The sequence below is a fragment of the Streptomyces sp. NPDC046862 genome (assembly GCF_040704615.1).
Lineage (GTDB): Bacteria > Actinomycetota > Actinomycetes > Streptomycetales > Streptomycetaceae > Streptomyces.
In genome coordinates this window covers 92,358-116,340 of sequence record NZ_JBEYXP010000031.1, presented here as the reverse complement: position 1 = coordinate 116,340, position 23,983 = coordinate 92,358, and the positions used below count along the sequence as shown (strand labels likewise).

Here is a 23,983-nt window from a genome sequence, read left to right as displayed (position 1 = left end):
CCGTGAATCCTTGCGCAGAAGCCCAGTGACTGAGCATCAACCGCATGTCCGCGCCACGTCGGAGCCGACGGGCATGTGTGTTGTTCCTCGCGGCGTGAACGCCTTCCCGACACTGGGCCGCTGACCCTGTGTCAGGCCAATGCGGTCATCGTAACGGTGCGTGCACGGCCGGGAGAGCGTTTCGCCAGGCGGATATGCGACTAGTCATCAGATTGACTGAAAATAGATGAACCTTGCGCCAAATATGCGCGTCCGCCCCGGCTGCTGTGGCCGCGTCGCAGATGTCCCGGCAGCACCACGTGCCACGAAGGCCGGCGCTCTCCGTGATCAGCGCACCGGAATCACTCCCCCGCCTGTCGGGGGACGGCCTGCAAGGCTCCCCGTTCTGAGGGCGCCGGGTCAAGGAGGCGCGTGAGTACGGCGTCGTGTTCCTGGTAGAGAACGTGTCCTGTCGCCTGCAGTTGGGCGGCCAGCGCGGGATCACAAGTGCTCGGCAGAGGGCCGAGAGGGATGGCAGATGGCAGGTCGCCTGCTGCGCTAACGAGGGCGGTGTCCATGGCGACGAGTTTTGCCCCGTAGGTCTGCTGCACTGTGGCGGCGATGTGCAGGCCAGCGGCATCCAGATCTCCCGCGTAGTGGAGGGGAACACCCTGATCGACTGCCAGTTGGAGCAGAGCATGGTCGACAGCGCGGAGTTGGCCGCTGGTGCAGGCCATGGGCTGGGGGCTGCCGCACTCCATCGCGGCCTCGATGACGGAGGGGTTCTCGACGACGGTCAGTGGCTGTGGCGCCAGCCGGGGTGGGTTGCGGGTGAGGTCGAGGAGGTTGAGGGCGACGGGTGTGGTGGCCTCGTTGAGGCGGCGGTCGATGGGCCCGTCGCCCAGGGCGCGGACCTGATGGAGCAGGACGGTGGCGGAGAGCCGGTCGGCGATGATGCCGTGGTCGGCGAGCAGGGCGCGGATGTGGTCAGGGCGGGTGGGTTCGGGCCGCCTGGCCAGTTCGGCCACTGCGGAGATGAGGCGTTGTCCGGGCAGGGTCCCGAGATCGAAGTAGTGCGGGTCGCCGGCGTGGTCGTGGGCGAGTTTGGCCAAGGTGCGTGGCCGTTGATGCGGCAGTTCGCGCGTCAGGGACGCCAGGGCGTCGATGAGGCGACGCGTCTGGGTGACCGCCTCGTCCTCGATCCCGGCGGATTTGAGCCGGGCCAGTAGGAGCGGCAGGTGTGAGAGCTGGGTGGCGGCGTGCTCCCAAAGTTCCAGGCGCAGTTGGGCGGACTGGAGTCGACTGTTCTTGCGGTTGACGACCGGGCGGTCCACGGCTCGCTCGACCAGAGATTGCAGCTGGTCCGGGGCCAGGGCGAGGACCACGAGGAGTTCTCGCAGGGGGACTTTGGTTCCCCCGGGTGTGCGCGGTACGCGGGTACGGCCGCGGCGGCGCTGGGCGGGGGTGTCGAGCCAGGAGCGCAGAGCAGCCGCTCCGCCTGGTGGGAGGTCGGGCACAGTGACGGTGGCGATGTCGGCCGGGTCGTTGCCGGCGCTGAGGCGGTCGTGGATGGCCCGCCACAGCGGTGCGAGGTCGGGGTCGTCGGCAATGAGGGTGAGATCGGCCGTCACGGGGCTTCCTGCAGCTGGGGGCTCGTCAGGTCAAGGGTCAGGGGCTGGGGTTCGCCGTGGCCCTGCCACAGCCAGGGCACGGTGACACGGTGGCGGCCGCTGGTGACGACCTGATGGATCATGGCGCGCTGTGTCTCCTTCTTGATCAAGGGAGTCATAAAGGGTGCGGTGGCCAGGACGTCAAAGTCCCAGGAGCGCAGCAGGGCGAGGACTTGGCGCAGGTTGGGGTCGTCGAATGCGGCGTCGAGTTCGTCGATGGACAGCAGACGGGGCCCTTGGTAGTCGGCAGTGGAGTACATCGACCAGGCGGCCGCGAGCAGCGGCAGCATGGTTGCCAGGCGCCGTTCGCCGGTGGAGAGGGCTTCCAACGGGTTGGAACGGGCGGTGACTTCGCGGAATTTCTTCTTGCCGGCGGCTTCGAAGGAGGCGTGGGTGACGGAGATCTTCCAGTCGTGCCAGGCCCGGTAGTCGAAGGTGTGGGCGACGCGGTCGGGCCACGGTTCGCCGGCTTTTTCGTTCATGCGCTGGCGCAGCACGTCGTACATCTGCTCGAAGGTGTCGTCGGATGGTGGCTGCTCGATGAGGTGCACCATGCGTTGGGCGTCGGGGTCGTCGCGGACGCCCCATTCGACCTGGACTCCGACATCGGCAACGCCGGTGCGGACGCCGTCGAGGGTGGTACTGATCTTGCCGACGAGGTCCCAGGCGGCTTCCCGGCGCAGTTGGATGTCGCGCTGCAGGCGGGTGAACAGGCTGGTTTTGAGGGTCTGTTTGACGTCGGCGCGCAGGTCGTCCTCGAGTTGTGCGGCGGTGGCGTTGAGAGCTTGGAGGGTTGTGTGGACGTCTTCGCCGCGCACGGCGGCGGGGTCGGCGACGACGGTGCGTCGCCAGGGGGTGTCTTCGATGCTGACGAGGGTGACCTGTCGGTCGAAGCGTGCGAGAGCGGTGCTGGCGGTGCGGGCGCTGGTTTCCAGCGCGGTCAGGTGGCGGTCGCGCAGTCGGTTCAGGGTGGTGAGGCGGTCGGTGCCGCCTGCGGCGTCGGCGAGCAGGCGCCTGGCCCAGGTGAGTCCGGCGGTGAGATGGGCGGGGCGGCCGGTGGGGTCGGTGGGTACGTCGTCGGGGACGGTGGCGAGGTGTTCGTCCACCAGTCGGCCGAGTCGGCGTAGGCATGCGTCGCGTTTGTCCTCGGCTGCCTGGCGCAGTGGGGTGATGGTTTCCAGGGTTGCCCGGGCGGCGCTGGCGGCTTGGCCGGCGGTCTGCTGTCGGCTTTGCAGGACTTCGGCGTATTTTTCGGTTTGCTGCAGCGTCTGGGCGGTGGTGTCCCGGTGTGTGAGGAGTTCTTCGTACTCGGATCCGTACAGGGCGCGCATCTCGGCGACGGAGGCGGCTTCCTCCTGGGCGTGCAGCAGTGCTTTGTCGGCTTCCTGCCGGGCGAGTGTGTGGCGTTGTCGGAGGGTGTCGGCCTGTTGCCGGTCGTCGTCGGCCCGTTTGAAGAGGTCGGTGACACGGCGCGCTGCGTTGTCCCATGCCTGGATGTGCCCGGTCAGCTGGTTGACGGCTGCCTGGTGCGTTTCCAGACGCTGTGGCTCGGTGGGCAGGAGGCTGCCGTCGGGCAAGGCCGCGGCCCGGTTGAGGACGCGCAGTGCGTCACTGACGGCTTTGCTGGCCTCCTGATGACGGTGGGTGGCTTTGAGGACGTCCGAGCGGGCCTGGGTCAGGTCCTGTTCGGCGCTGTCCTCGGCCTGCTGGGCAGCCTGGACTACGTCGATTGCCTGGCGGGGGAAGGCGGCCTGTTCGGCGTCGGCGGCTTTCTGGGTGGCGGCGGCCTGCTCGTGTGCTTGCTTGCTGTTCTGAGCGGTGGCGGCCTGCTGCGTGCAGATGACCTCCGCGTCCGCAGCCGCGGCGGCTGCCTGGGTCTCGGTCTCCTGCGCGCGCTGGTGTTCGCGTGCGGCGGCCGCCACCCGGGCGGTGCGCGCGGCTGCGGCGGCGTCCAGGGCGGCCAGGGTGCTCTGCAGGGCTAGGCGGGCGTCGGATAGGAGTTGTGCGGTGCGGAGTTCGGTGGCGTCGGCGGCCTGGCGCTGGCGGGCGACGTGGTCGCGGGCGGTCAGGAGCCGGGTGGCCGGCGGGAAGCTGTCGCGCTCCGCGTCCGCGTCCGTGATGTCCTGGCGGCGGCGGGTCAGTTCGTCCTGTGCGTCGTTGAGGAGGTCGCGGGCCGCTGCCAGGTCTTGTTCGAGGCGGGCTACGCGTTCTTGGCGTGCCCTCTCCCGGGTGGTGTGGCCGATGAAGGCCGCCTGGTAGCCGTCGGGGGCGGTGGCGGTGAGGACCCCGTGGGCCAGTCGGCCTTCGGCCAGATCGCTGCCCTGGGCGTCTACGGGAATGGAGGCGAGGACGTTGCGTACCCGGTCAGCGCCTGGGACGGGATCGGCTTCGACGACCAGCACATCGGCCAGCGTGCGTCCCGGCGCCGGTGCAGCGGGGGTGAAGCTGAGGTCGCCGCTGACGAGGTGGCCGTTGGGGGTAATCAGGGCGTCGAGGAGCCCGGCCACGAGGAGGGCGCCCTCGATGCGGTCCGCTTCCAGGGGCGGCAGGCCGGGGGCGAAGTCGACCAGAGCCCACAGGGGGACGCCGTCTTCGGGGCTGCGGGTGCGCCAGGTGGGTGCCGGAGGCACCGGTGCGGCCTGGCGGCTTTCTTCCAGTTCGCTCTCGACGGCGGCTACTTGTTCGGCTGCGGCCTCTACCTGCTGGCTGGCGGTGTCCGCGCGGCGCTGCAGATGCACTGTGGCTTGGGCATGTGCGCGGGCGACGGTGATTTCGAGGTCGGCGGGCTGCAGGGCCTTGAGTTGGGCGGCTGGCGGTGAGGGGTCGGGCAGGGGGAGGTCGGTGGCGGCCAGGTACACCAGTCGGTTGTGCCAGGAGTGGATTTCGCTGACCCAGTCGGCAGTTTCCCGGACGGCTGCGGATTCGGCATCGCTGAGGGCACGGTCGGCCGCGTCGAGTTCGGCCTGGGCGTTGTTCTGGGCCTGCTGGTGGGTTTGGTGGGCGTCGGTGCGCTGGCGTTCGTCTGCCTCGCTCTCGTCGCCCGCCTGCTGCTGAGCGGTTTCATACGAGGCGGCGGCCTGGGCAGTGGCGTCCTGTGCGGTGGTGTGATTCGCGCGGGCCTCCTCTGCCCGGCGGGCCGCGGCGTGGGCGTATGCGGCATCGGTGGTCGCGGTCAGTTGATGGCCGGGCAGGTCGATCCGTGCCCGGGCGGTGGCAGCTGCGGAGGCCAGCCAGGAGGTCAGCCGGCTGGTGTCGGTACGGTCGGCGTTGTCCTCGCCGAGGCCGATCAGCTCGGCTTCCACGGGGCCGAGTTGGGGGGCGTCTTCATGCCAGGCCTTAAGGCGGGCAGCCAGTTCCTCTTCGGCCTGGCGGCGGCGGGCGGTGGCCTCGCGGGCCGCGTCGCGGCGGGTGTCTTCCTGGTTCTCGGCGCTGCGTCGTTCGGCTGCCGTATCGCTCTCGGTGGCCTGGGTGTGCTGGTGCTTGCTCAGGGCGCGGTCGACGGTCTGGATCTGGCGGATGCGGTCTTCCGTCCAGGACAGGGGGTGGCTGCACAGCCACTGGGTGTCGAGGGTCGTATCGGTGGCGGAGCGGGCCGCGGTCAGGGCTGCGGATGCGGCGAGAAGATTTTCAAAGGCGGCTTCGGCCCCCAGGTCGCTGACGCTGGCGCGCAGGTCATCCGCGAGTCCTGCCAGGTGCTGCTGCGCGGCCTGGGCGGCGCTGGAACTGTGGTCGGCTTTCCGGGCGGCTTCGTCGGCGTCGGTGCTCGCTGTCTGGGCCCGGCCGGCGGCGGCTTCGGCTCCGGCGGCGAGGTCGCGGGCGCGTTCCTCCTTGTGCGGCAATTCAGCTCCGGCATGGTCGCGCAGCAGCAGTTCGTCTGCGGCCAGGCGGCCCTTGAGCTCGGAGATCTCGGTCTGAGTGTGCGCCAATTGCTGTCCGGCGTCCTCGTAGGCCTTCTCTGCGGCGTCGAGTTCGTCAGTGGCTTTCTTGGTACGGCGGGCCTGGTTGTCGAAGTCGGTGTTGGCCGCGGTCAGGGCTGCGGCTTCGACCTGGGCGACGGTGTGGAGATAGCGGTGGTAGTTGCGGTTGGTGCCCTCCAGCAGTTTGGCTTCCTGGCGGGTGCGCTGCAGTTTGCTTTCGAGCTCGGCGATGCGCTCCATCGCCTCGGCGATCAGGGTGAGGTTTTCGGTGTCGAGAGCAGGCAGGGCGTCAGTGAGAACCTGTCGCATCCGCGTGGGGGAAATAGCTTCGGCGGTGCGCAGACTGCGCAGGCTGCGCAGGACGGCGAGCAGTGCCTCGAACTGGACCTCATTGAGCGGGGCGAACAGGCGGGTGCGGATGGCCTGGCGGTAGGAGCGCTCGTCTTGGAGGGTGAGCTGGGTGAGCGAGCCGCGCAGGGCCTTGGAATCGGCGAACAGTTCGCCGTGGCAGTCGGCCAGCTGCCCGGCAAGAGCCTCCAGGCGCACAGGATCGCGGTCTTTTTCGAGGGTGAGCTCGCTGCCCACCCGCCCGGGTGCGATGAAGAATGCCCGGTGCAGGTGTCCTCCGGTGGCCCTCAGCCACAGTCCGGTGGTCAGGAATGCGGTGTGCCCGCCGGCCGCCTCGCGCTGCCCGTACTCGAGCCACCAGATGCCGGTGCGGTCTTCCCGGTCGTTCCAGTCGGTGTGCCGGCTGGTGAGGGTTCCCGCAGCCTTCCCGGACACCGACAGCGCGGTCTGGGAGGTGTCGGCGTCCAGCAGGACAGTGATCAGCATGGAGGCGGTGAGGGACTTGCCGGATCCGTTGGGGCCGACCAGGGCGAGCCAGCCGTCGGAGAACCAGAGTTGTTCATTGGCCCAGGCCCACGAGTTGACAATACCGGCACGGGTGGGCTGCCAGCGGCCGTCTGCGCCGGGCACGCCCAGCGCCAGTTCGCCGATGGCGTTCGGGCCCAGATGCTGGGCGGGGTGCTCAGTGATACTCATCCTTCGTCTCCTTGACGGGCATCAGGTGAGCGGTCCGGTCCGGCTGCGGGTTCTGCCAGGGCCTGCTGCTCGAACCGGGGCGCGGTATCAGGCGCAGGCGATGCGGCGGGGCGTGTCGCGGCCGGCGCGTTCTGATGGACGCGGACGCGCCACAGATGCACGCCGGGGGTGGGCTGCCACTGGTCGGGCGTCTCAGGGTCGGGAGTGAGCAGCCCTACGCTGGCCAGTTCGGCGGCTGCGGCGCGGGCCAGCGCGGGCATGCGGTCGTAGGAGGCGGCCCAGCGGGGCTGGTTGTCCCGCACGCGGGTGAACAGGTCGGTGATTTCGGTGAGCGTCAGCTCTGCGGTGGGATCGTCGCGGCCCGGGAGGGTGGCCAGCAGAGCGAGGGCTGCCTGGCGTTCCATGCGGCGGCCGTTGGGGAAGTCGATGCCGCTGGCCTGGCCGGTGGGATCGGTGGTCTGCCACCAGTCGCGGCGCACGGTGGTGGCAAGGCCCAGGGCGGCGGTGACGTTGAGGGCGCGTTCGCGTCCGGTCAGGGTGTGCAGGTAGGCGGTGGTGTCGGTGTCGTCGTCGAGCGGGTCGGTGGCGGGGTCGTCGACCAGGCGGCGGATGACCTTCAGGCGCCGCTGTTCCAGCGTGGGCGGCGCATCCTTCCCGTCGAGGGTGTGGTCCATGAGGGACTCGGCCGAGAGCGCTGAGGCGTGCTGTTCGGGCGGCAGGTCGTTCAGTTCCAGCAGGGTGGGTGACAGCGAGGAGAACTTGGCGGCGAGGCGGTCGCGGGAGGCTGTGACGACGAGATCGCCGTCGTCGTCGGCCAGGGCGCGGTCCAGGTCAGCGTCGACGGTGATGGTGCCCTCGGCGACGAGGAGTTTGAGGGCGTCGGCCAGGCTCTGCCGGTGCTCGCGGGCCTCCTTCTTGCTCACCTCCTGCGAGGCCACGACGGGAAAGCGAGGCAGCCGTCCCTCGGGGGCCTCGGCGGCGCAGACCTGGGCGATGGCCTGTAGGAGTTCCCGCAGGCTCATGCGCGGGCGGCGCCACAGCTGCTCGCACGTCAGACAGACCAGGATCATCACGGTGGCGGACGCCAGCGGACGCCGCTCGCGGGACAGCAGTGGCCCGCGGTCGGCGGGGACGTCGCTGCGACGCTTGTGGAGGCGGATGAGTCCTGCGACCTCGTGGACTTCCAGGGTCCAGTTCAGTTCGGTGCGGAAGAACTCCGACAGTGCCTGGTGGTCTTTGACGGCCGTGCGGTACTCCTCGGGATCGCTCTCCGCGCGCAGGCGGCCGGTTGCAATGAGCCGGCGAGCGCTCTCGCGCAGGTCGGCGGCGAGCAGAAGGGCCTCGTTCATGCCACGCTCCAGGTCTGCTCGGCCCGGACTGCGGGCGGGTTGTGCAGGGCGGGGCTCTGGCTCAGAGGGGTGACAGAGACTCTCAGGGCGGGTCCGGACAAGCGGCCTTCGGCGAGAGCGACCGTGACGGTCGTCTGCGGCCGCCCGGGCCGTACCGTCACCTGCAATCCTGCGTCGTCGACCTCGGCCCGCCCGCAGCCGGTCTTGGGGTCGTACTGGCTCAGTGCGACCTCGACGGCGTTGAGCAGGACGATGGCCGCATCCCACGGCAGGCCGGCGAAGTGCTCGAGGCCAACTTCACCGTCGGTGGCCAGCAGCCCGGTCAGGTGGCGGCGGCGTCTCGCGGCGGTCTGCGCTTCGGCCTGGGCGGCAGCCCGGCTGGCGGTGGTGTCGGGCACCTTGCGGGGCCGGCCGGTGGTGGGTCCGTGCCGTTCGTGTTCCCGCAAGGTCACCTCGACGTGGTGACGGCTGGTGCCCGCCTGGGCGGCCGTGCCGTGGGCGACATCCTCCTCACCGGCGCGGATGACGGCGTGCCAGGCAGGCCAGTCCCCGAACGCCGCCGCGTACACCCGGCGCGCTTCGGTGTCGTCCGGCTGGCGGTGCAGGCTGTAGGCCAGAGCCCTGAAGTCGACGCCCAGGTCGCTGCCGCGTCGGCGGGCCATGTAGCGGCGGTCGATGGCAACCAGCAGCGTGTGGACCGCGCCGCTGGCCGAGCTGATCAGCCGGTGGACCGTGCCGTCCGGCTTGAACCAGGCCTCCAGGTCGGCCAGGCGGCGGACCCGCTCGTCGATCCAGTGCTGCTGATCAGCGGCATCCACCAGCCCGGCATGCTCGGACGCCGCCTCAACCACCCGCGAGAAGCCCGCCTCACGCAGCTCGGCCAAAGCTGTCTCCACCCGCGGCAGGCCCCGGCCGTACTCGCGGGGGAACTGGCGCAGCGCCTCGACGACCCGGTCCCGGTTCTCTCCGAAGACCTCGTTGTCGGTGACGTCGGACTGCACCATCTTGGCCAGCGCAGCATAAAAGTCGGCGGTGACCCGCTGCAGTTCATCGATGCGGGTGCGGACGTCCTCGAGATCACCTGGCAGCAGCCCGTGGTCATCGTCCAGGTGCTCGAGGGTGTCACGCAGTGTGCGCCCCACGCCATCGAGCAGACGGCTGGGGAGCTGCAGGGCGCGCACCACATCCACCACTGCTGCGCGCACCGCAGCAACCACCCCGCGCCCCCGGCGAGTCAGCGCCCACGCTTCCTGCCGCACGACCAAGCCCTGGAAGCTGCGCACCGGGGCCGCGTAGTCACGAAACGGCTCGGCAAAGCCCCACTTGGCCAGCTGGTCCAGCAAGTTACGCAACTCGGGCTCAGGCAGCGGGTCGTGGTAGCCGACGGTCTTTACCTGCGTGGCGATGTCGGGCAGCGTCGACATCGGCCCTCGGGTAGACAGCTCCTCCAAGGCGGCCAGCAGCGCGATATAGCGCTCGCGCACCAGGTCTTCGGGCATCCCGAACACGTACCAGTCCCCCGGTACAACCTCTTGCCACCACATCCGCGGCCTCGACAAACCGATCCCCCTCGCTGACGTCTCCCAACAGCGAACTCCCGGCGCATATCCGTCCACGAGAGCTCAGATAGCGACCCATTTGACGCTATCCACCGCCACTGACAACGACACCGAAACGTGGCACGCACAGAGCCCACTGAAGCGCCGTCACCTGTCTCAATGCAATACGTTCTTTCCGTCACGGCCAGCAGGAGTGCTGAGAGATGCACGGGACGCGGCAATGCTTCACCCACGCCACAGCATCACCGCGATGACCTGGGAAATTGCACTGCCCGGCAAAGCCAGAGCAAGGGGAAAGATCCTTTACTCCGGGAAGAACCAGGCCCGCCAGACACGGATTTCAGAGACCCAGAAGAGTGACCAAACAAGCCAAAAATTCAATCACTCATGAAGATATGAACTCCAGTTCTAATTCAAGAAGAGCGTCCTCGGCGAGACCGGGACAACACGTCAGCGCCAGCAACCAGCCCTACCCCGGCCAGCCTTCAACCCCCAGCAGCGATTTCGTTCGTTGGCCAAGGGCGGTTGGTGCCGCTGTTCGACGACAGCGGCGCCCTGTCCTGAGTCAGGGCCGGACCGTGGTCGGCTCCATGGTCGGGGCGGACCACGGCGGCCGCGGCGAGCTGCTAGCGCAGGTCCAGGCAACAGCGCAGCCGTACGCCAGGCTGAGCGGCTTCCTGCGTCGTGTGCTGCCCTGGCGCCGTCGGCCAGCGGTCGACGGGCGAGCAACTGCTGGAAGGTGGACCGGTTGCGTCGTCAGCCGCCGGTGGGGCTCAGGTATCGCCCGCTGCTGTGCCCCTGAGGAACTCTTCGACCTCGTTGGCAACGCTCGGTTTCGCTGTCGAGGCGCGGGCGCTGGAGCGGGTTGAGCCCTCATGTACTCCCAGGCCGCCGACCCACAGGTATCCGAACGTGGACTCCTCGTCGATCTCTGGGCTGATCTGGATGTCGATCTGCTTGAGCTTCGCGGCGGGGGCTGCGGCATAGATCACCGCTGTCACGCGACGCTGCGGGTAGAGGTTGTAGTCGCGGATGCGATCGGACCCGTAGATGTCGACGAACGCGGCGTGGCCGTCGCGGCCAACGCGCACGTCGACGTGCTCCGGGTGCTGGCTCAGGTCGATGCCGTAGTGATCGGTTCCTCGGTTCTCGTACGTCACCTGGAAGCTGACGTAGGTCAGGCCTTTGGCGTCATCGTCCCGGCCGCGCGGCGGTACGGCTTTCTGGAGGCTGTGCACTCGGACCCGGAGGCCGGTGAGATCGTCGGACTGGTACTCCTGCCAGTCCCCTATGACGTTCGGTATGTCCATGCCCCCACCCCTTAGTCCTCTTGCTGATCAACGTACAGCGTGATCCGTGACTGCCGCGAGGTGCCGGGGCAGGGTGCTGGGCCTGCTGGACCAGCCCCCTGCAGCCGGTGCTGCATGACGACGCGGTCAGGGGGCCGCTGATGCGGGGGGGTGGGGACATGGGGAGACGCCTGCTGTCCGGGCTGTGCGCACCGCTGTTGCTTCTCGGGGTAGCCGCTTGCGGTGACGGCGAACCCAGTGAGGCGTCAGCAAGCCCGAGCGAGACCGCAGTCGTGGGTGAGGCCCGCGCCCAGAAGTGCACGAAGGTCGTCACCGCTGCGGTAGCGGACAAGCTGTGGATCGACTCGGGGCGGGTAACCGACGATGACGAGTCTCACGAGCGGAACGAACGCAATCGGACGTTCGCGGCGAACTATCTGGGTTCCCCGGAAATGGACATCTTCATGAGGACGAACGGCGACGCCGTGAACGGCGGTGCGACGATCACTGAGGCGCTCGCAATGAGCACGAACCCCATCACAGAGAAGTGCTCTGCTGCTTACCCATGACCCAGGCCGGGGGCTCCTCGAGTAAGTTGCCGCGCGGACCGCTCAGGACCGTCGGAGGTCGGCGTCGTGCTCGACGGACGGGTGGCGCTGTTCCGGCGGCTGACCGCAGGGTTCGCCTCCATCGTCGGCCCGCGCCTGACCCAAAGGCCGGGCACCGTTCACGAAAGCCAGCGACTCCTACACGCCCGCCGCTGGTGATGTCGTAGTGGAGGTCATGGCGGTGACAACCTCGGAATGCGGTCATCACCGGGGGCCAGCTGTGCTGACTCGCGGCAGAGATTCGGCTTCGCGGCCGAGGTGATCGGCTGGCGCAGGTCCAGGTAGCAGCGCAGCCCCCGCCCCTGCAGCTGGGGCGGGGCTACTCGATCAGTTCAGGAAGAGCGGGCGATCAGTTCGCCTGACTGTTCTGGGAGGGAGCAGCCTGCTTCGGTACGCGCTTCTTCGCCGCCTGCTTCTTGAGCTTCTTCTTCGGCTTCGCGCTGCTGGCGGTCAGCGTGGCGTCCGCGCTCTTTGCACCCAGGCGCGAGCTGGTCGCCAGCACTTCACTGATGATCTGCCGCCTGATCTCCACTACGTGCTCTCGATCAAGGCTCTGGGTGAGCCGTTCGGCCGTCAGGTAGTAGCTGTTGAGCACCGGTTGGTCGAAATAGCGGTTGAGCTGGCTGATCGATTCCCGGTAGAGGATCATGTACGTCCGGCTGAGATAGCCCGACAGGAGTGTGCTGAAGGCAGCCAGAGCCGCGATGAACCAGCGGATCTCTTCCAGGGGCACGTACACGCCACCGAACGCAGCGCACACGAGAAGGAACAGCCCCACTCCCATCGCCGTACGGGATGACTTAAACGCCTTGTCCGCCTGGTCAGTGACGATGCGGTGATACTCGCCGATCTGCCCCTGATTCAACTCCATCAGCGTGGCCAGCTCGGTCGTCTTGCGCAGCTTCTCCAGAGCCTGCTGGTGGTATTCCTCCTGGGCCTTCAGCTGGGCAGCAAAGCCTTCGTTCTGGTTCTTCATGTACTGCCGCCGGGTGATCAGCCACGAGACCAACCCCACCAGGGTCACGAGCGCGAGGACCCCCAAGGTCCATGCGAACCAAGCAGAATCCAGCGGGTCCGTCTGGCTCGCCGCGCGCTCTCGCCTTTCCGCAGGTGGTACGTCGGAATCATCAAAAAGGAGGGCCTGCATAATGACCGCGACAGCACCCATAACTGCAGCCGCCGTAGCGGCAGCCAGGAAATAGCTCGACCGGGACACAGTTGACGTCACGTGAAAGGCCGACCCTCCCGCCGACACCACGCGGTGGTTCGTGCTCCCGCTGTCGGATGCATCGGTGTTCAACTTCCGCCCCCCCCTTATCCACGATCAGGGCCGGAAGCCTAGCGTGCGGCACTGACACGGAGTCCTCAGCAGCCCGCCCCTCTCCACCCCGAGACGGCCGTCAGGTGCTGCGGCATCGGCGATGCCCGCGGTGTCAGGAGGCTGCGTCGGCGAGTTCCTCGATCTGGTGGGCGAGGCGTGAGTCGGGACACGGGACCTGGCCCCACCCCTCGACCTCGTTGACCTCCAGCCTGGCAGGCGGCACCTGCGCGGAATTCAACCGCCTGCACGGTGTCCTCGAGGACACTGGGCGCACCGACCTGGGTGACAGATCCACCGAACCCGCCTGGCAGGCGGATGGAACACGGCCTGCCAGGCGGCGTGTGGTGCTCGTCGATCAGGAGAGTACGACCGGATGGCCGGTCAGATGCACGCCCGCGTGCCTCATCTCGTCGACGGCCGCGCGGGTGGTGTCGGCAGCGACTCCAGCGGTGTAGCCGAGCAGGACACGGACAGCGAAGCCCGCACGGACGCCGTCCAGCGCGGTGGCCTTCACGCAGTGGTCGGTGGCGATGCCCACGACGTCCACCGCCGCGATCTTGCGGTCGTGCAGCCAGTCGGCGAGCGGGACTCCGCCCTCGGTCGAGCCTTCGAAGCCGCTCTTCGACGCCGAGTGGGCGCCCTTGTAGAACACCTCGTCGACGGTCCCGTCCGCGGTGACGGGCGCGAAGTCGGGGTGGAATTCGCCACCCTCGCTTCCCACCACGCAGTGGACCGGGAACGAGGTCGAGAAGTCCGGACGGTCGGAGAAGTGCCCGCCCGGGTCGATGTGGTGGTCGCGCGTGGCGACCACATGCGCGTACGCGCTACCCGCCGAACGCCGCACCAGGTCGGCGATGGCCGCCGCGCGGTCCGCGCCGCCCTTCACCGGGATGCTGCCGCCCTCACAGAAATCCTTCTGCACATCCACCACGATCAGTCCACGCCGCACGGCTCGTCCTCTCTGTCACGTGATGCAGCCCGCAAAAAAGATGTCCACACAACCCAGATGGCCGTCGCCAGCGCTGGGCCAACTGCCCCGCCCGACCCTCCCAACGAGTCGGCCCCATGGGGCCCTCGCAATGCGGGCGCGGGCCCCGCGCACCACCTTGGTCAGGGGACGGGGTTGACGGTGACGTCGGTGTCGGGGCACTCCGCGGCGATCCGGCGCATGGCCGCCTGCTCAGCCGGGTCCACGGTCAGCTCCCAGGCGAGCTTGATGGCGACCTGGTCGGACAGGTACCGGCAGCGCTGGGAGGGGTTGTCGGGCACGATCCAGGTGGTCACGTCCTGGTCCGACTTCTGCCGGTTGGAACGCTGACTGACCGCCACCAGATGACGGTCATCGCCCAGGTAGTTGGCGTACTCGACGCGGCGCTGCTTGGTCCACTGCGAGGCGCCGGAGTCGAAGGCCTCAGCGAGCGGCACCGCGTGGTCGATGTCGGTCTTGGTGACATCGGTGTTGTCGTACCAGGAGTACCAGAGGCCTCCGGTGAGGGTGCAGCGTCCGGTCCTCGTCGGCGGCTCGATGGCTTCGGCCAGGAGCACCTCGGCCCTCGTGTTGCAGCCATCCCGGTCGGCGTCGATCCAACCGCCGAAGGACTGCTCACGGTCGTAGCCCGCGCGGTCCTCCGCGGCGACGACGAGCGTGTTCACCGCATTGGTCAGCGGCAGGGTGTAGGAAGGCGCCACGAGGCTGGCGGCCTGAGCGACGGGCACGGCGTTGAAGGTGGGCAGGACAGCGAGAGCGACAGCCGCGAAGGCGCGCGCAACGGTTCTGATCACCCCACCTTGATAACCGCCACCAGCCCCGCTGTAGGGGTGAGCAGCCGCAGAATCACCCGGCCGTGCGCATCAGTCGTACTGGCGAAACGAAACGCCTGGCCACCACAACCCGATACGCGGTCGTCACCGCGGTCCGCCTGCTACAGCAAAGGGTGGTGAGGTCTGCGCCGCCGTGACGCGTCACTCGATCCACAGCTCCGTTCCTCCGGTGGAGTGAACTGGCGGGGCAACCTGCCGATCCAGCCCGCGGCGCCAGTATGTGTAGTGCGTGATCAAAAACGTGATGCGTGCCGCGGCGGTCGCCGCCCTGGCCCTCTGTCCCGTGGCTGTTCCGGCCTCCGCTTCCAGCACGCCCAGCCGGATGCAAGCCGCGATCGACTGCCCTTCCGGCTACGTGTGCATCTACCCCGAGATCAACTTCGGCGGTCAGCCGTGGGTGCGGCGTGCCGTGGACGGCAGCGTGAAGGACCTACCGTCCGCGATCCGTGACCGCGGCAGCTCGATCCGCAACAACTCCGACCGCACCGCCCGCGTGTACGAAAAGCGCAACTACAGCGGCCGCTGGGTGTGCGTCACCTCCAGCGGCGGCTCCATCCACGACCTGCGCGGCTACAACCTCAACGACCAGACCCGCTCGCTGAAAATCAACCGCAACGACTGCGGCTGAGGACCCTGCAGCTGGCACACCGGTACGGATCTGGCAGGTGTCCCCCGTGCAAGTGGCGCACCGTCTGAACCATCGGACGGCCGGCGCGGACAGCCCGCGTCGGCCAAGGTGGCTCAGGGCACCAGGGCTACAGCTCCCCCGGCTCAGTTGTGGTAACGGATGTAGCCGCTGCCGTCGGGATCCGATCCGCTCTTGGTGTAGGAGTGCACGTCTGCCCGGCTGCCGGAGGGCTTGTACAGGTAGATGGTGTCCTTGTCGTTGTTCCACAGGAAGTTGCAGTTGTCGCGGTAGACCACGTTGTACCTGTCGGAGTCGGTGCCGTGGCCTCCGCGGAGCTTGATGTAGTCGCCGGGCTGCAGGTAATGGTTGGCGGTGAAGGTGAAGCGGTTGCCGGTGGCGTCCTTGACGACGTAGCCCTTGAGGTTGACGGTCGCCGTGGACGAGTAGTTCTTGATCGTCAGGTATTCGGCGTCGGTGTTGCCGGAGGAGCAGCTGTTGGAGTCCCGGCCGGGTGCGTCGTACTGCACCCCACGGACCTTGAGCGCCGAGCTGTACTCGGCGGCCTGAGCCGAGACGGCGGGAACCAGGGCGGCCACGGCGCCCGCGGTGACGGCTGCGGCCAGGGTGGAACCCTTACGCAAGGTGATGCTCCTCCACAGTGGAATGAACGGTGCTGCATGTGGAGGACTGGCAACAGCCTGCGACAGTTGCACAGCAAGGGAGCCGTCACCCATCTGAGCGATGCGTCTGAGGGCCGCGCGCCGGCCTGGTCCGGACAGGGCGATCGACAAAGTGGCCGCGCTCACCCTCCCCGGGGGGCGGCCGCGGCCGCGTGTCAGCCGGCTTTCCGCTGTTCTTTCAGTTCCCTAACGCTGGCGGTCAGGGTGCCTTCTTGCTGTTCGTAGGGGGAAGGCTCGATCGCGTGACGGTGTGTCTGTCCGGGCGCCATCTTCCCGAGATGATCAGCAACCGCTATCTTCCCGCCATGGTCGAGTGGGGGATGAGTCTCAGGCGACGTGGCTGCTGGTTCTCCTGGCAGAACGTTGAAGAACTGGTCAAGGTCCTGGAGGAGGAAGTCCCGCATGGCCAGTTGGCCATATCCCGCCAGGAAGCTTCTGAGACGACCGACCAGAACGGAGTGCGGTGGAGGACGACGGAGGCACGTAGGTGGACTGACCTCGATGCCTTCAGGACCGACACGCAGGGCATTCAAGTGGTCGCAGGTGTGGTGATCGAACGTCGCTCACCGGTCGCTGAAGACCCACGAATCATCATCGAGATCGGGAAGACCACGCGCACTTGGCGCCCCTTCGGCAGACAGCCGTTCGCCAAGGCTCTCCTGAGTGGAGGCAGTAAGTCCTGGCAGTTGGGTGCCGCGAATCGCATCGCCGCCACGTTCGCCGAAGCGCGCTTCCTCGGCCGCAGACTGACCAAGTGGCTCGACCGTCTTGAGCTGCTGTGCATCATCGTCGCCTTTTGGAGCCTGGTCTATTCCCCGTCCGGGGTCGGCGGGTGGGTCGGTGCATCTGCCTTCATGATGGGAATCGCCGCATACCAAGTCGACAAATACCTGACGCGAACGATCTTGCTGAACGAGGCAAAGGGCCTGCAGGGCTTCGTTGCTCGAAGGAGTGCGAACCACCGTGTGACGGGCGGCAGCCAGCGAGAAGTCATGCTCTTCGTCACCAGCGTGTTGGGCGGGATCGCCGGGGTGATCGGCACGATCGTCGGAATCATTGCCTATGTTTTCCCACGTGGCTGAGGACGCTGGTGACGGGCGAAGGCCGGCCATCTCGGGTCGCGGCGTTTTCCCTCGGTCGCGGGGGGCTCGTACTCCTTGAGGACCTGGTCGTAGGTGAGCAGTACGCGTCGCACCCGGCTCCAGCATCCCGTCCGCGCCACCCAGTCGCGTTCGACGTCCTCACCGGAGCAGTCCGAGTCCCCGACGTTTCTCCGGGGCGCCGCGAGCGTGCGGTTCGAGTTCGCGCAGCTCAGAAGCGGTCGGGACGACCATAGCGTGCGCAACAGGTGTGGTGCACGAAGCACGGCTCAAGATTCACTCGGCGAGAGACTGTCCGGGTGACACGCCCTGGACAGCCACTTCCAAGACTCCCGAGCCTTCTGGGCCGCTGTGGGCACAGACGTGCCGGGGAACTATCAGCAGGGCGTGACCTGCCCGCACGTGCCCGAGCCGGCCAGGGTTGCGCAAGCTGACGGGGCACTGCTCCGGCCGCCCCCGAGCAGAGTCGGATCGGGGCAGCTCTCCCGCCTTGTCTGCCCGGCCGCGGGAGCGCTGCTCGCCGATTCCGCAGCATCCGAGTCTCCATCCGCAACCACTTATGGAAGGCCCGCCGCTCGACCCGGCATACCGCACACATCCGGGACCGTCAGTCCTCAACGACAACGCGATTCCAAGACCAGTAGCGGCCCCACGCGCCACCCCCTCTACATAGCTGCGCTATGCAATCTGAGCCTCACCCCCTGCCCCCAGGAGCCTGACCGTGATCTGCGTTACGGTCAAAGGGCGGAGGGAGAACTGGTTATGGATCGTGCCGTTGTTCTCATTGGGGTACGTGAGGCCGCTGGTTTCCCCACACTGGAGGCTGTCGATCGAGGGCTCCGCGATATGGAGTCATGGGCTAAGTCCCAACAGATTCCTGTTAACCGGATCGAGGTTGTCACTGACATCGGTGGCGGTGCAGTCGACGCTGCGACTGTCCGCAAGGCAGTGCAGTCGTTTGTGAGTCACCTCTCCCTGGAACAACTCATTGTGTACTTTTGCGGACACGGTGTGAACCTCAACAAGAACGAGTACTGGTTGTTGTCGGAGGCTCCTGACGAACCCAACGAGGCGATCAACGTCTCTCTTAGCACCGTCTACGCATGGGACACCGGGGTGCCGCATGTGGTCCTCATCTCCGACGCCTGTCGAACGGCACCGGAGGGCAAGACCACCGGCCTCATCGGTCAGTCACTCTTCCGCAATGGGACCTCGCAGACCGCCTGGGTAGACCTCTTCTATGCGTGTAGACCTGGGGAAGCAGCCTACGAGATCGCCGACCGCCACGAAGCCAGCAGGCTGTACCGAGCTGTTTACACAGAGGTTCTCGCCAAGGCGCTGGGTGGCGACTACTCTGAGCTGCTCGAACGGGTTCAGCAGAACAGCAGGGCGTTCCATCTCGTCCGCCCCTACCCGCTGAAGGAACACCTCCCCGGGTACGTGAGCCGGCGGATCATCGAGCTGGGAGCGCACATGTCCGTCAACCAACGCCCGGAGGGGCGGGTTACTTCCGGCGGATCTGAGAACGCCTGGTTGTCGCGGCTCCCGGCAGCGGTTGGAGCAGTGCCAAGCGTCACGAGTGACGAAGCTGAGGCGGGGCGAGAGGTCACGCCGCCAGAGGATCCGGCGCTCGATGCGGCCAGCATTGCAGCCGAGCGTCTCACGGTTCCTCCGTCAGGCCCCGGAAAAATCAAGGCACCCTCCGCAGTACAGGTGGACGGCAACTCCATCCAGGCGGTCTACACGGATGGCACTGAAGCAGAGCAGATGGGGTCGGATACCGTTCAGGTGCATGTCAGTGACGAACGACGCGCCGCCAATGTGTTGCTGCACCTCACGTCCGGCCAGTGCGCCGTCATTCCCGCGCTGTGGGGCCGCGTGGGGACGATGGTCTTTGAAGAAGACCAGCTGGTCGACGTCTCCTACGCACCTTTGAGTGAGGGCACGTGGGGGCACAGAGAAGAGCTCGACAAGCACTACATGGAGCGTCGCGCACAGATCGCTGCGGCTTCGCGCTATGGCTTGTCCTGGTGGGAGGGCGACTCTCCTGAGGGGTTGGTTCGTCTCTTCGAACAGCACGGCGAAGCTGACCCGTCTCTGGCGATCTATCTCGCCTACGGCTTGGCGGACCTAGGCCGACGAGACTTGGTCGGCCGCTTGCTAACGCAGGACAACCAGGCAGCAGAAAATGCGTTCTACGATGTCATGCTCCTTGCGAAGGATTGGGGCCGTCCTGTAGTTCCCTTTATGCCGCTACTTTCGCGCGGATGGGCACTGCTCGGTCCGCTCACCGGCGGCGAAGCGCCGGACGTGCCCACTCCGCAAGCTTCCCACTGGACGCTCTTCTCCGAGGCTGATCTACCTCGTCTCCAGGACCTACTTAAGAGGTAGGGAGGTGGCGCGATGCGCCAGCTCGTTCTCGTTCACGGACGCTCCCAGCAGTTCAAAGATGCTGACGACTTGAAGCATCAGTGGATTGATGCACTCCACAAAGGACTGGCTGATGCAGGCATAGACGCAGCAGTTCCTAAGGATCGGATCCGATTCCCCTACTACGGAGACACGCTGCATCACCTGTCGAACGGCCTGCCCGGCAACGCGCCTGATGTGATCATCAAGGGCTACGGTGAAATGGCCTCAGGTGAGAAGGAATTCATCGCTCAGATGGTTGCGGACGCGGTGGAGCAGCTCGGCATACAGGAAGAAGACATCCGTGCTGCCACAGAGGAACCTGAAATGATCGAGAAGGGATTCCAGAACTGGCCCTGGGTGATCGCCGCTATGCGCGTGATCGAAAAGTCTCCTGGGCTCGCTGGCGCCAGTCTGGAGCTCGTCACCCGCGATGTGTTCCGCTACCTGCGTTTCCCCGGGATTCAGACGATGATCGAAGACGGGGTGCAGCAAGCCCTCACACCCGATGAGGAACACGTCGTCGTTGCCCACTCGTTGGGCACCGTTATCGTCTACAACCTGCTCAAGCGCAAGGCCCATGAACTCAACTGGAAAGTGCCCACCTTCATCACCCTCGGCTCACCACTTGCAGTCCGCCCCATCGCCCAGGCGCTACGGCCCACGAGTCGCCCCCACGGTGTTAGGGACTGGTTCAACGCGTTTGACCCACAGGACTGCGTCGCCCTCCACCCGCTCGACAACGACCACTTCCCGGCCCACCCGGAAATCGAGAACTACAGTCAGATGCGAAATGGCACTCCCAACCATCATGGGATCACGGGCTATCTAGAGCACTCCGTGGTAGCGCGTCGCATCCACGACGCCTTGCTCCAGTGACAGTCCGAGGGTCTGGCTGACCTGGGCATCGCACGGAGTTCCGGAGCCCGTCGAGCTGGCGATGACAGCAGTAGCTGGCCAGGTGCTTCGCCGCCCGACATCTGTCCAGGCGTTCGCGGATCGCGCGACGTTCGGCCTCTTCGCGGGCGGGTGTCTGTCGGTGCACTTCGCGGTCGCGGTGGGCTGCGATGGCCTCGCGCACGATCGCGGCCAGGATGTCGGGCGGCAGGGCCTCGGCCTGGGTGGTGGCGGTGCCGGAGAACGAGCGCCGGTCGGTCGCCTCCGGCGGGGCGGTCGGCAGGTTGTAGGTGGCGATCTGCTCGGGGATGACCGCGAGCCGCTCGAACTCCACCTCGGCGCCCGCGGCTTCCGCGAACACGATCACGTCCTCGGCGAGCGCGTTGAACAGGGAGCCGCAGCAAACTCCGACCTGCGGCCCTTGCCGTCAGCGCCGGCGGAGTTCCTCGGACCAGTGACGGAGCTGGTCCTCGAGGACCAGGTTCTCGCCGCGGGCCACGGTCTGGAGAAGCTGGGCGCACACGGTCGCTTCGGCGGCGAGGCCGGCCAGGCTGCCCAGTACCGGGAAGACGGTGCGGACGCGGGCGGCGGTGTCCGGCTGGAGCAATGTGTAGGCGTAGAGCGTGGCGGCGTCGAACCCCTCCGGCCCGCGGCCCCATCCCTCCCAGTCCAAAAGCCGTAGAGGCGACGCGGTGAGGTTCGCCCAGTGCACGTCGGCGTGGGCTGTGGTCCAGCAGATGGCGGCGGGTGCCGGGATGCCTACGAACTGGGGGATCGCCCGGTCCATGTACTGCCGTCGTACGGCGACGCGGTCGGTGTCGAAGGCCGACACCTTCTCCAATGTCCCGGCGAGGTCGGCCCACCAGGAGTCCGGCAGATGGAGGTCGTGCTGGAGGATCGGGTCGTCGGACAGGACCGGCTGATCGACGCGCACCGACAGCTCAGCCCGGTAGGCGGTGCCGTCGTCGACGGCGTCGTGAACGGCCAGGAGCCCGGCCCGGTGCCCGTCGAAATCGCCGAAGGCATGCTGGGCATCGAGGGCGCCGTCCCACAGCTTTCCCGACGCCTTGTCCTCCGGCGCGGACACCAGCCGCAGCCACGCCGGTTGACCGGCAGCGGTACGGGCCGGGGCACCCAGTGTGCGCCCGGCCCAACCCCAGAACTCCCCGCCCGACTCCACCTGCACGTCCAGGGCCTTCGCGGCGCGGGCGTGGTGGGCGCGCATGCGGCGCTCGGTGTCCGGGTCAGGGGGAGGCGAGTACACCAGTGATCTCCCGCAACTTGGCGGCGGTCAGGGAGGGTTGAGCGACGGCGTCGGCTGCCTCACTCCAGTGTGGCGTACCGGAGGCGGCGATGAGGACGTCCGTCACTCCTGGGCATGACGCGACCGCTAGGACGCACGCCTGTGCGGGAGTCAGGCCGGGCCGGATGAGGTCGGCGAGCTCCTGGTCGACTATGCCGGGCAACTCGCCGCCGTGCAGCGGGGCGGAGGCCATCACCCGCAGCCCCGCGCCAGTGGCGGCCGGGAGCGGGCCCCGGCCGTGAAGGGCCTGCGTGATCGGCGTCATCATCACCAGGCTGACCGGCAGTTGGACCGCGACCAGGTGGTGCCGCCCGCCCGCGGCTTCGGTGGCCAGGGCGAGCAGCTCCCCCACCGTGAAGGCCTCCACTTCCAGGCCCGCCCACGTGGCGATGCCGTACCCGGCCACCTGCCCGGCCGTCACGGCTTCTTCCAGGACGACGAACGCCTCCCGAATCGCGCGGTGCAGGGCGGGGCGGTCGCCGGAATGGGCGCGCTCCGGATTGTGCAGCAGGAGCAGGTCCAGCCGATCACGCCCGAGCTGCTCGCGGTTACGGCCGGTCTGCCAGCGCACGTACTGCGGGGCGAGGCTGTGCCCGGTCGCCGTCTGGTCCTCGGTGAGGACACCGGCGTTCACAGCGTCGGCGCCGGTGGCCGCGGTGAAGTAGCCGACCTTCGTCGCGATCCGCAGGGCTGGGTGGGCGGCCAGGGCCGGAGCCAGCAAAGTCTGCGCCTGGCCGGTGGCGTAGTTGGGGGCGGTGTCGATCCACTGCGCGCCGGAGGCGGCCGCACGGACGGCCGCCTCCGGGATCGCCCGGCACCGGTAGGTGCCCAGAGCGAGCTGTGCCATCACAGAAGGCTCCCCACCGTCGCGGCCTGCCCGGCAACGAGCTCCTGGACCAGCCCGGCGACGTCCTCTAGGTCGAGGCCGGCCGTGTCGGCGAGCGTGGCCAGGGCCACGGTGCTACCGTCGACCAGCGGGCGCAGCACCGCCTCAGCGGCCGGGGCGAACTCGAACGTGCTCCCGGCGGCGGACAGCGTGGACGCGTCCTCGCCGACCTCCAGCACTGCGCGGGCGGTCGTCAGCCGGACCCGCAGGCCGGGATGGGCCGGGGTGCCGTCGATGTACGGCAGGCTCGGCATCATTCGGCCGACGGCCTGGCCGTCCATCGCGGCCCGGTAGCGGGCGATCAGCGTCGGGTCGTCCAGCAGTTCGGACAGCCGCTTGCGCATCCCGTCCACGGCGTCGGCCTGTACGTCCGGCGCGGCGAGCAGGGGCAGGTCGCGCCGCCAGTCCTCGTGTGCGAGCAGTTGCTCGGACACCCACGCCATCAGGTCGGTGGGGGTGTGGGTCTGCAGGCCGCAGGTGACGTGCAGGGAGCGGGTGCCCTGGTCGGCGGAGACCGCGTGCCACACGCCGCGCGGCACGTACAGCACGTCCCCGGGATGCAGGACCAAGTCGGCAACGGGCTCGGTGGGCGCCTCGCCCGGGTCTTTGATGTCGCGGTACAGCGGGAACGGGCGGGTGGTGCCGTAGATCCGCCACCGTTTGGCGCCGTCCAGCTGGACCACGATGGTGTCGTGGTCGTCCCAGTGGACCCCGAAGCCCTCGGTGCTGGTCCACGAGGCGTAGAGGTTCGCCTGCACGCGGGTGCGCAGGTCACGCTCGATCGCTTCGGCGAGACGGGCGATCGGCGGGTGGAGTTCGTCGACGCTGTCCAAGGCGAGGGAGGCGCCCTCGGTGAGGCGGGCGTGCAGTTCGGCGGGGTGGAGGCGGTGCCACACGGTGTGCCGGCGCGTGGCCACCGGGGCGGTGTAACCACCGACCAGCAGCGTCTCGCCGTCACGAGACAGCCGCATGCGCGGCGGCTCCAGCCGGTGGGCGGCCAGGATCTGGTTTAGGTCGTCCCAGGTCATCAGCCCGGCGACATCGAGCGCGCCGGGTACGTGGCGGTATTCGCGGTGCAGTGCCTGGGCGAGGAAGTCCTCGCCCAGGCACGCCGCGATGGACACATCCGTCATCGCGTCAGGGCTCCCGCTCGTCAGTCGTTGCCGTCGCTCTTGCCGGTGCCGCCGCCGTCCGAGGGGATGGCGTTGCGGCCCCGAGCGGCGACGATCAGCCGACGGGAACGGACCAGACCGCCGGTCGACGGCCCGGATGTGGCGGGCGGGGGCTGGACGGGACTCTGCATGGGTCCTCCTCCTGATCGGTCGGCCGGGCCCTGACGGCGCGGCCGCGACACCCGCAAGTACAGCCACGACAACGGCTGGCGATAACCCCGTCATGGGGCCCCCACGGCGGGTATGGTCGTTGGGCTGACGCAGCGTCATTCCACGGGCTTTCAGGGGGACTTGTGGACGACTTACCGCCGTCACCCGCCCAAGTGCCGCGCCGTCTGCTGGCCGATCCCG

The 23,983-nt window shown here is 67.9% G+C and carries 20 protein-coding genes and 1 pseudogene; 5 read left to right on the top strand and 16 right to left on the bottom strand.

From position 1 onward, the window contains the following. Nucleotides 1-341: 341 nt before the first annotated feature. The 6 genes and pseudogenes from AB0959_RS30765 to AB0959_RS30740 form a co-directional block, all read right to left on the bottom strand. Nucleotides 342-1,610 carry a DUF2399 domain-containing protein gene (locus tag AB0959_RS30765; protein WP_366829912.1) on the bottom strand — a complete coding sequence of 423 codons (1,269 nt, stop codon included), beginning with the start codon at nucleotides 1,608-1,610 and terminating at the stop codon, nucleotides 342-344. Further along, entirely contained in the window at nucleotides 1,607-6,610 is a 5,004-nt protein-coding gene (locus tag AB0959_RS30760; protein WP_366829911.1) for an SbcC/MukB-like Walker B domain-containing protein, read from the bottom strand. The genes AB0959_RS30765 and AB0959_RS30760 overlap by 4 nt, the downstream gene beginning before the upstream one ends. Continuing rightward, nucleotides 6,607-7,959 (bottom strand): DUF2398 family protein, encoded by a 1,353-nt coding sequence (locus tag AB0959_RS30755; protein WP_366829910.1) that lies wholly within the window; start codon nucleotides 7,957-7,959, stop codon nucleotides 6,607-6,609. The genes AB0959_RS30760 and AB0959_RS30755 overlap by 4 nt, the downstream gene beginning before the upstream one ends. Then, nucleotides 7,956-9,458 carry a DUF2397 family protein gene (locus AB0959_RS30750; RefSeq protein WP_366829909.1) on the bottom strand — a complete coding sequence of 501 codons (1,503 nt, stop codon included), beginning with the start codon at nucleotides 9,456-9,458 and terminating at the stop codon, nucleotides 7,956-7,958. Before AB0959_RS30750 ends, AB0959_RS30755 begins: the two co-directional genes overlap by 4 nt. 686 nt (nucleotides 9,459-10,144) lie before the next feature. Beyond that, a pseudogene (locus AB0959_RS30745) lies at nucleotides 10,145-10,222 on the bottom strand (DUF6207 family protein); the annotation flags it as partial. Between the two features lie 69 nt (nucleotides 10,223-10,291). Continuing rightward, nucleotides 10,292-10,828 carry a hypothetical protein gene (locus AB0959_RS30740; RefSeq protein WP_366829908.1) on the bottom strand — a complete coding sequence of 179 codons (537 nt, stop codon included), beginning with the start codon at nucleotides 10,826-10,828 and terminating at the stop codon, nucleotides 10,292-10,294. 107 nt (nucleotides 10,829-10,935) lie between these two features. Here AB0959_RS30740 and AB0959_RS30735 point away from each other — a divergent pair, with 107 nt between their 5' ends. Then, on the top strand, nucleotides 10,936-11,376 hold the full coding sequence (locus AB0959_RS30735) for a hypothetical protein (RefSeq protein ID WP_366829907.1): 441 nt from the start codon (nucleotides 10,936-10,938) through the stop codon (nucleotides 11,374-11,376). A gap of 388 nt (nucleotides 11,377-11,764) precedes the next feature. On the opposite strand, the gene AB0959_RS30730 is transcribed toward AB0959_RS30735, so the two are convergent. From AB0959_RS30730 to AB0959_RS30715, 4 genes are all read right to left on the bottom strand, one after another. Continuing rightward, nucleotides 11,765-12,715: a hypothetical protein gene (locus AB0959_RS30730; protein WP_366829906.1), complete on the bottom strand. Its 951-nt coding sequence runs from the start codon at nucleotides 12,713-12,715 to the stop codon at nucleotides 11,765-11,767. Nucleotides 12,716-12,848: 133 nt separating this feature from the next. Further along, nucleotides 12,849-12,974 carry a hypothetical protein gene (locus tag AB0959_RS30725; protein ID WP_366829905.1) on the bottom strand — a complete coding sequence of 42 codons (126 nt, stop codon included), beginning with the start codon at nucleotides 12,972-12,974 and terminating at the stop codon, nucleotides 12,849-12,851. A gap of 117 nt (nucleotides 12,975-13,091) precedes the next feature. Then, entirely contained in the window at nucleotides 13,092-13,685 is a 594-nt protein-coding gene (locus AB0959_RS30720) for an isochorismatase family protein (RefSeq protein WP_366829904.1), read from the bottom strand. A 161-nt stretch (nucleotides 13,686-13,846) separates the two neighbouring features. Further along, complete coding sequence (locus tag AB0959_RS30715) at nucleotides 13,847-14,518, bottom strand: HNH endonuclease family protein (protein ID WP_366829903.1); 672 nt, start codon at nucleotides 14,516-14,518, stop codon at nucleotides 13,847-13,849. A 268-nt stretch (nucleotides 14,519-14,786) separates the two neighbouring features. Here AB0959_RS30715 and AB0959_RS30710 point away from each other — a divergent pair, with 268 nt between their 5' ends. Beyond that, a complete protein-coding gene (locus tag AB0959_RS30710) occupies nucleotides 14,787-15,185 on the top strand; it encodes a peptidase inhibitor family I36 protein (protein ID WP_366829902.1) in 399 nt (132 codons plus the stop codon). A 143-nt stretch (nucleotides 15,186-15,328) separates the two neighbouring features. Here the strand turns inward: AB0959_RS30710 and AB0959_RS30705 are convergent, their stop codons facing one another. After that, entirely contained in the window at nucleotides 15,329-15,826 is a 498-nt protein-coding gene (locus AB0959_RS30705) for a lamin tail domain-containing protein (RefSeq protein WP_366829901.1), read from the bottom strand. 317 nt (nucleotides 15,827-16,143) lie between these two features. On the opposite strand from AB0959_RS30705, the gene AB0959_RS30700 reads away from it, so the two are divergent. The 3 genes from AB0959_RS30700 (at nucleotide 16,144) to AB0959_RS30690 (ending at nucleotide 20,253) form a co-directional block, all read left to right on the top strand. Further along, on the top strand, nucleotides 16,144-16,947 hold the full coding sequence (locus AB0959_RS30700) for a hypothetical protein (RefSeq protein WP_366829900.1): 804 nt from the start codon (nucleotides 16,144-16,146) through the stop codon (nucleotides 16,945-16,947). Between the two features lie 780 nt (nucleotides 16,948-17,727). Continuing rightward, complete coding sequence (locus AB0959_RS30695; protein ID WP_366829899.1) at nucleotides 17,728-19,356, top strand: caspase family protein; 1,629 nt, start codon at nucleotides 17,728-17,730, stop codon at nucleotides 19,354-19,356. A gap of 12 nt (nucleotides 19,357-19,368) precedes the next feature. Continuing rightward, complete coding sequence (locus tag AB0959_RS30690) at nucleotides 19,369-20,253, top strand: hypothetical protein (RefSeq protein WP_366829898.1); 885 nt, start codon at nucleotides 19,369-19,371, stop codon at nucleotides 20,251-20,253. Here AB0959_RS30690 and AB0959_RS30685 read toward each other — a convergent pair. The 5 genes from AB0959_RS30685 to AB0959_RS30665 form a co-directional block, all read right to left on the bottom strand. Continuing rightward, a complete protein-coding gene (locus tag AB0959_RS30685; protein WP_366829897.1) occupies nucleotides 20,192-20,632 on the bottom strand; it encodes a hypothetical protein in 441 nt (146 codons plus the stop codon). The two genes, AB0959_RS30690 and AB0959_RS30685, sit on opposite strands and share 62 nt — an antisense overlap. Nucleotides 20,633-20,698: 66 nt before the next feature. Beyond that, nucleotides 20,699-21,535 carry a hypothetical protein gene (locus tag AB0959_RS30680; protein ID WP_366829896.1) on the bottom strand — a complete coding sequence of 279 codons (837 nt, stop codon included), beginning with the start codon at nucleotides 21,533-21,535 and terminating at the stop codon, nucleotides 20,699-20,701. Continuing rightward, nucleotides 21,516-22,421, bottom strand: a complete 906-nt coding sequence (locus AB0959_RS30675) for an aldo/keto reductase (protein ID WP_366829895.1) — start codon at nucleotides 22,419-22,421, stop codon at nucleotides 21,516-21,518. The genes AB0959_RS30680 and AB0959_RS30675 overlap by 20 nt, the downstream gene beginning before the upstream one ends. Beyond that, on the bottom strand, nucleotides 22,421-23,593 hold the full coding sequence (locus AB0959_RS30670; RefSeq protein ID WP_366829894.1) for a cupin domain-containing protein: 1,173 nt from the start codon (nucleotides 23,591-23,593) through the stop codon (nucleotides 22,421-22,423). The genes AB0959_RS30675 and AB0959_RS30670 overlap by 1 nt, the downstream gene beginning before the upstream one ends. A 20-nt stretch (nucleotides 23,594-23,613) precedes the next feature. Beyond that, a complete protein-coding gene (locus AB0959_RS30665) occupies nucleotides 23,614-23,763 on the bottom strand; it encodes a hypothetical protein (RefSeq protein ID WP_179382408.1) in 150 nt (49 codons plus the stop codon). Nucleotides 23,764-23,983 lie beyond the last annotated feature (220 nt).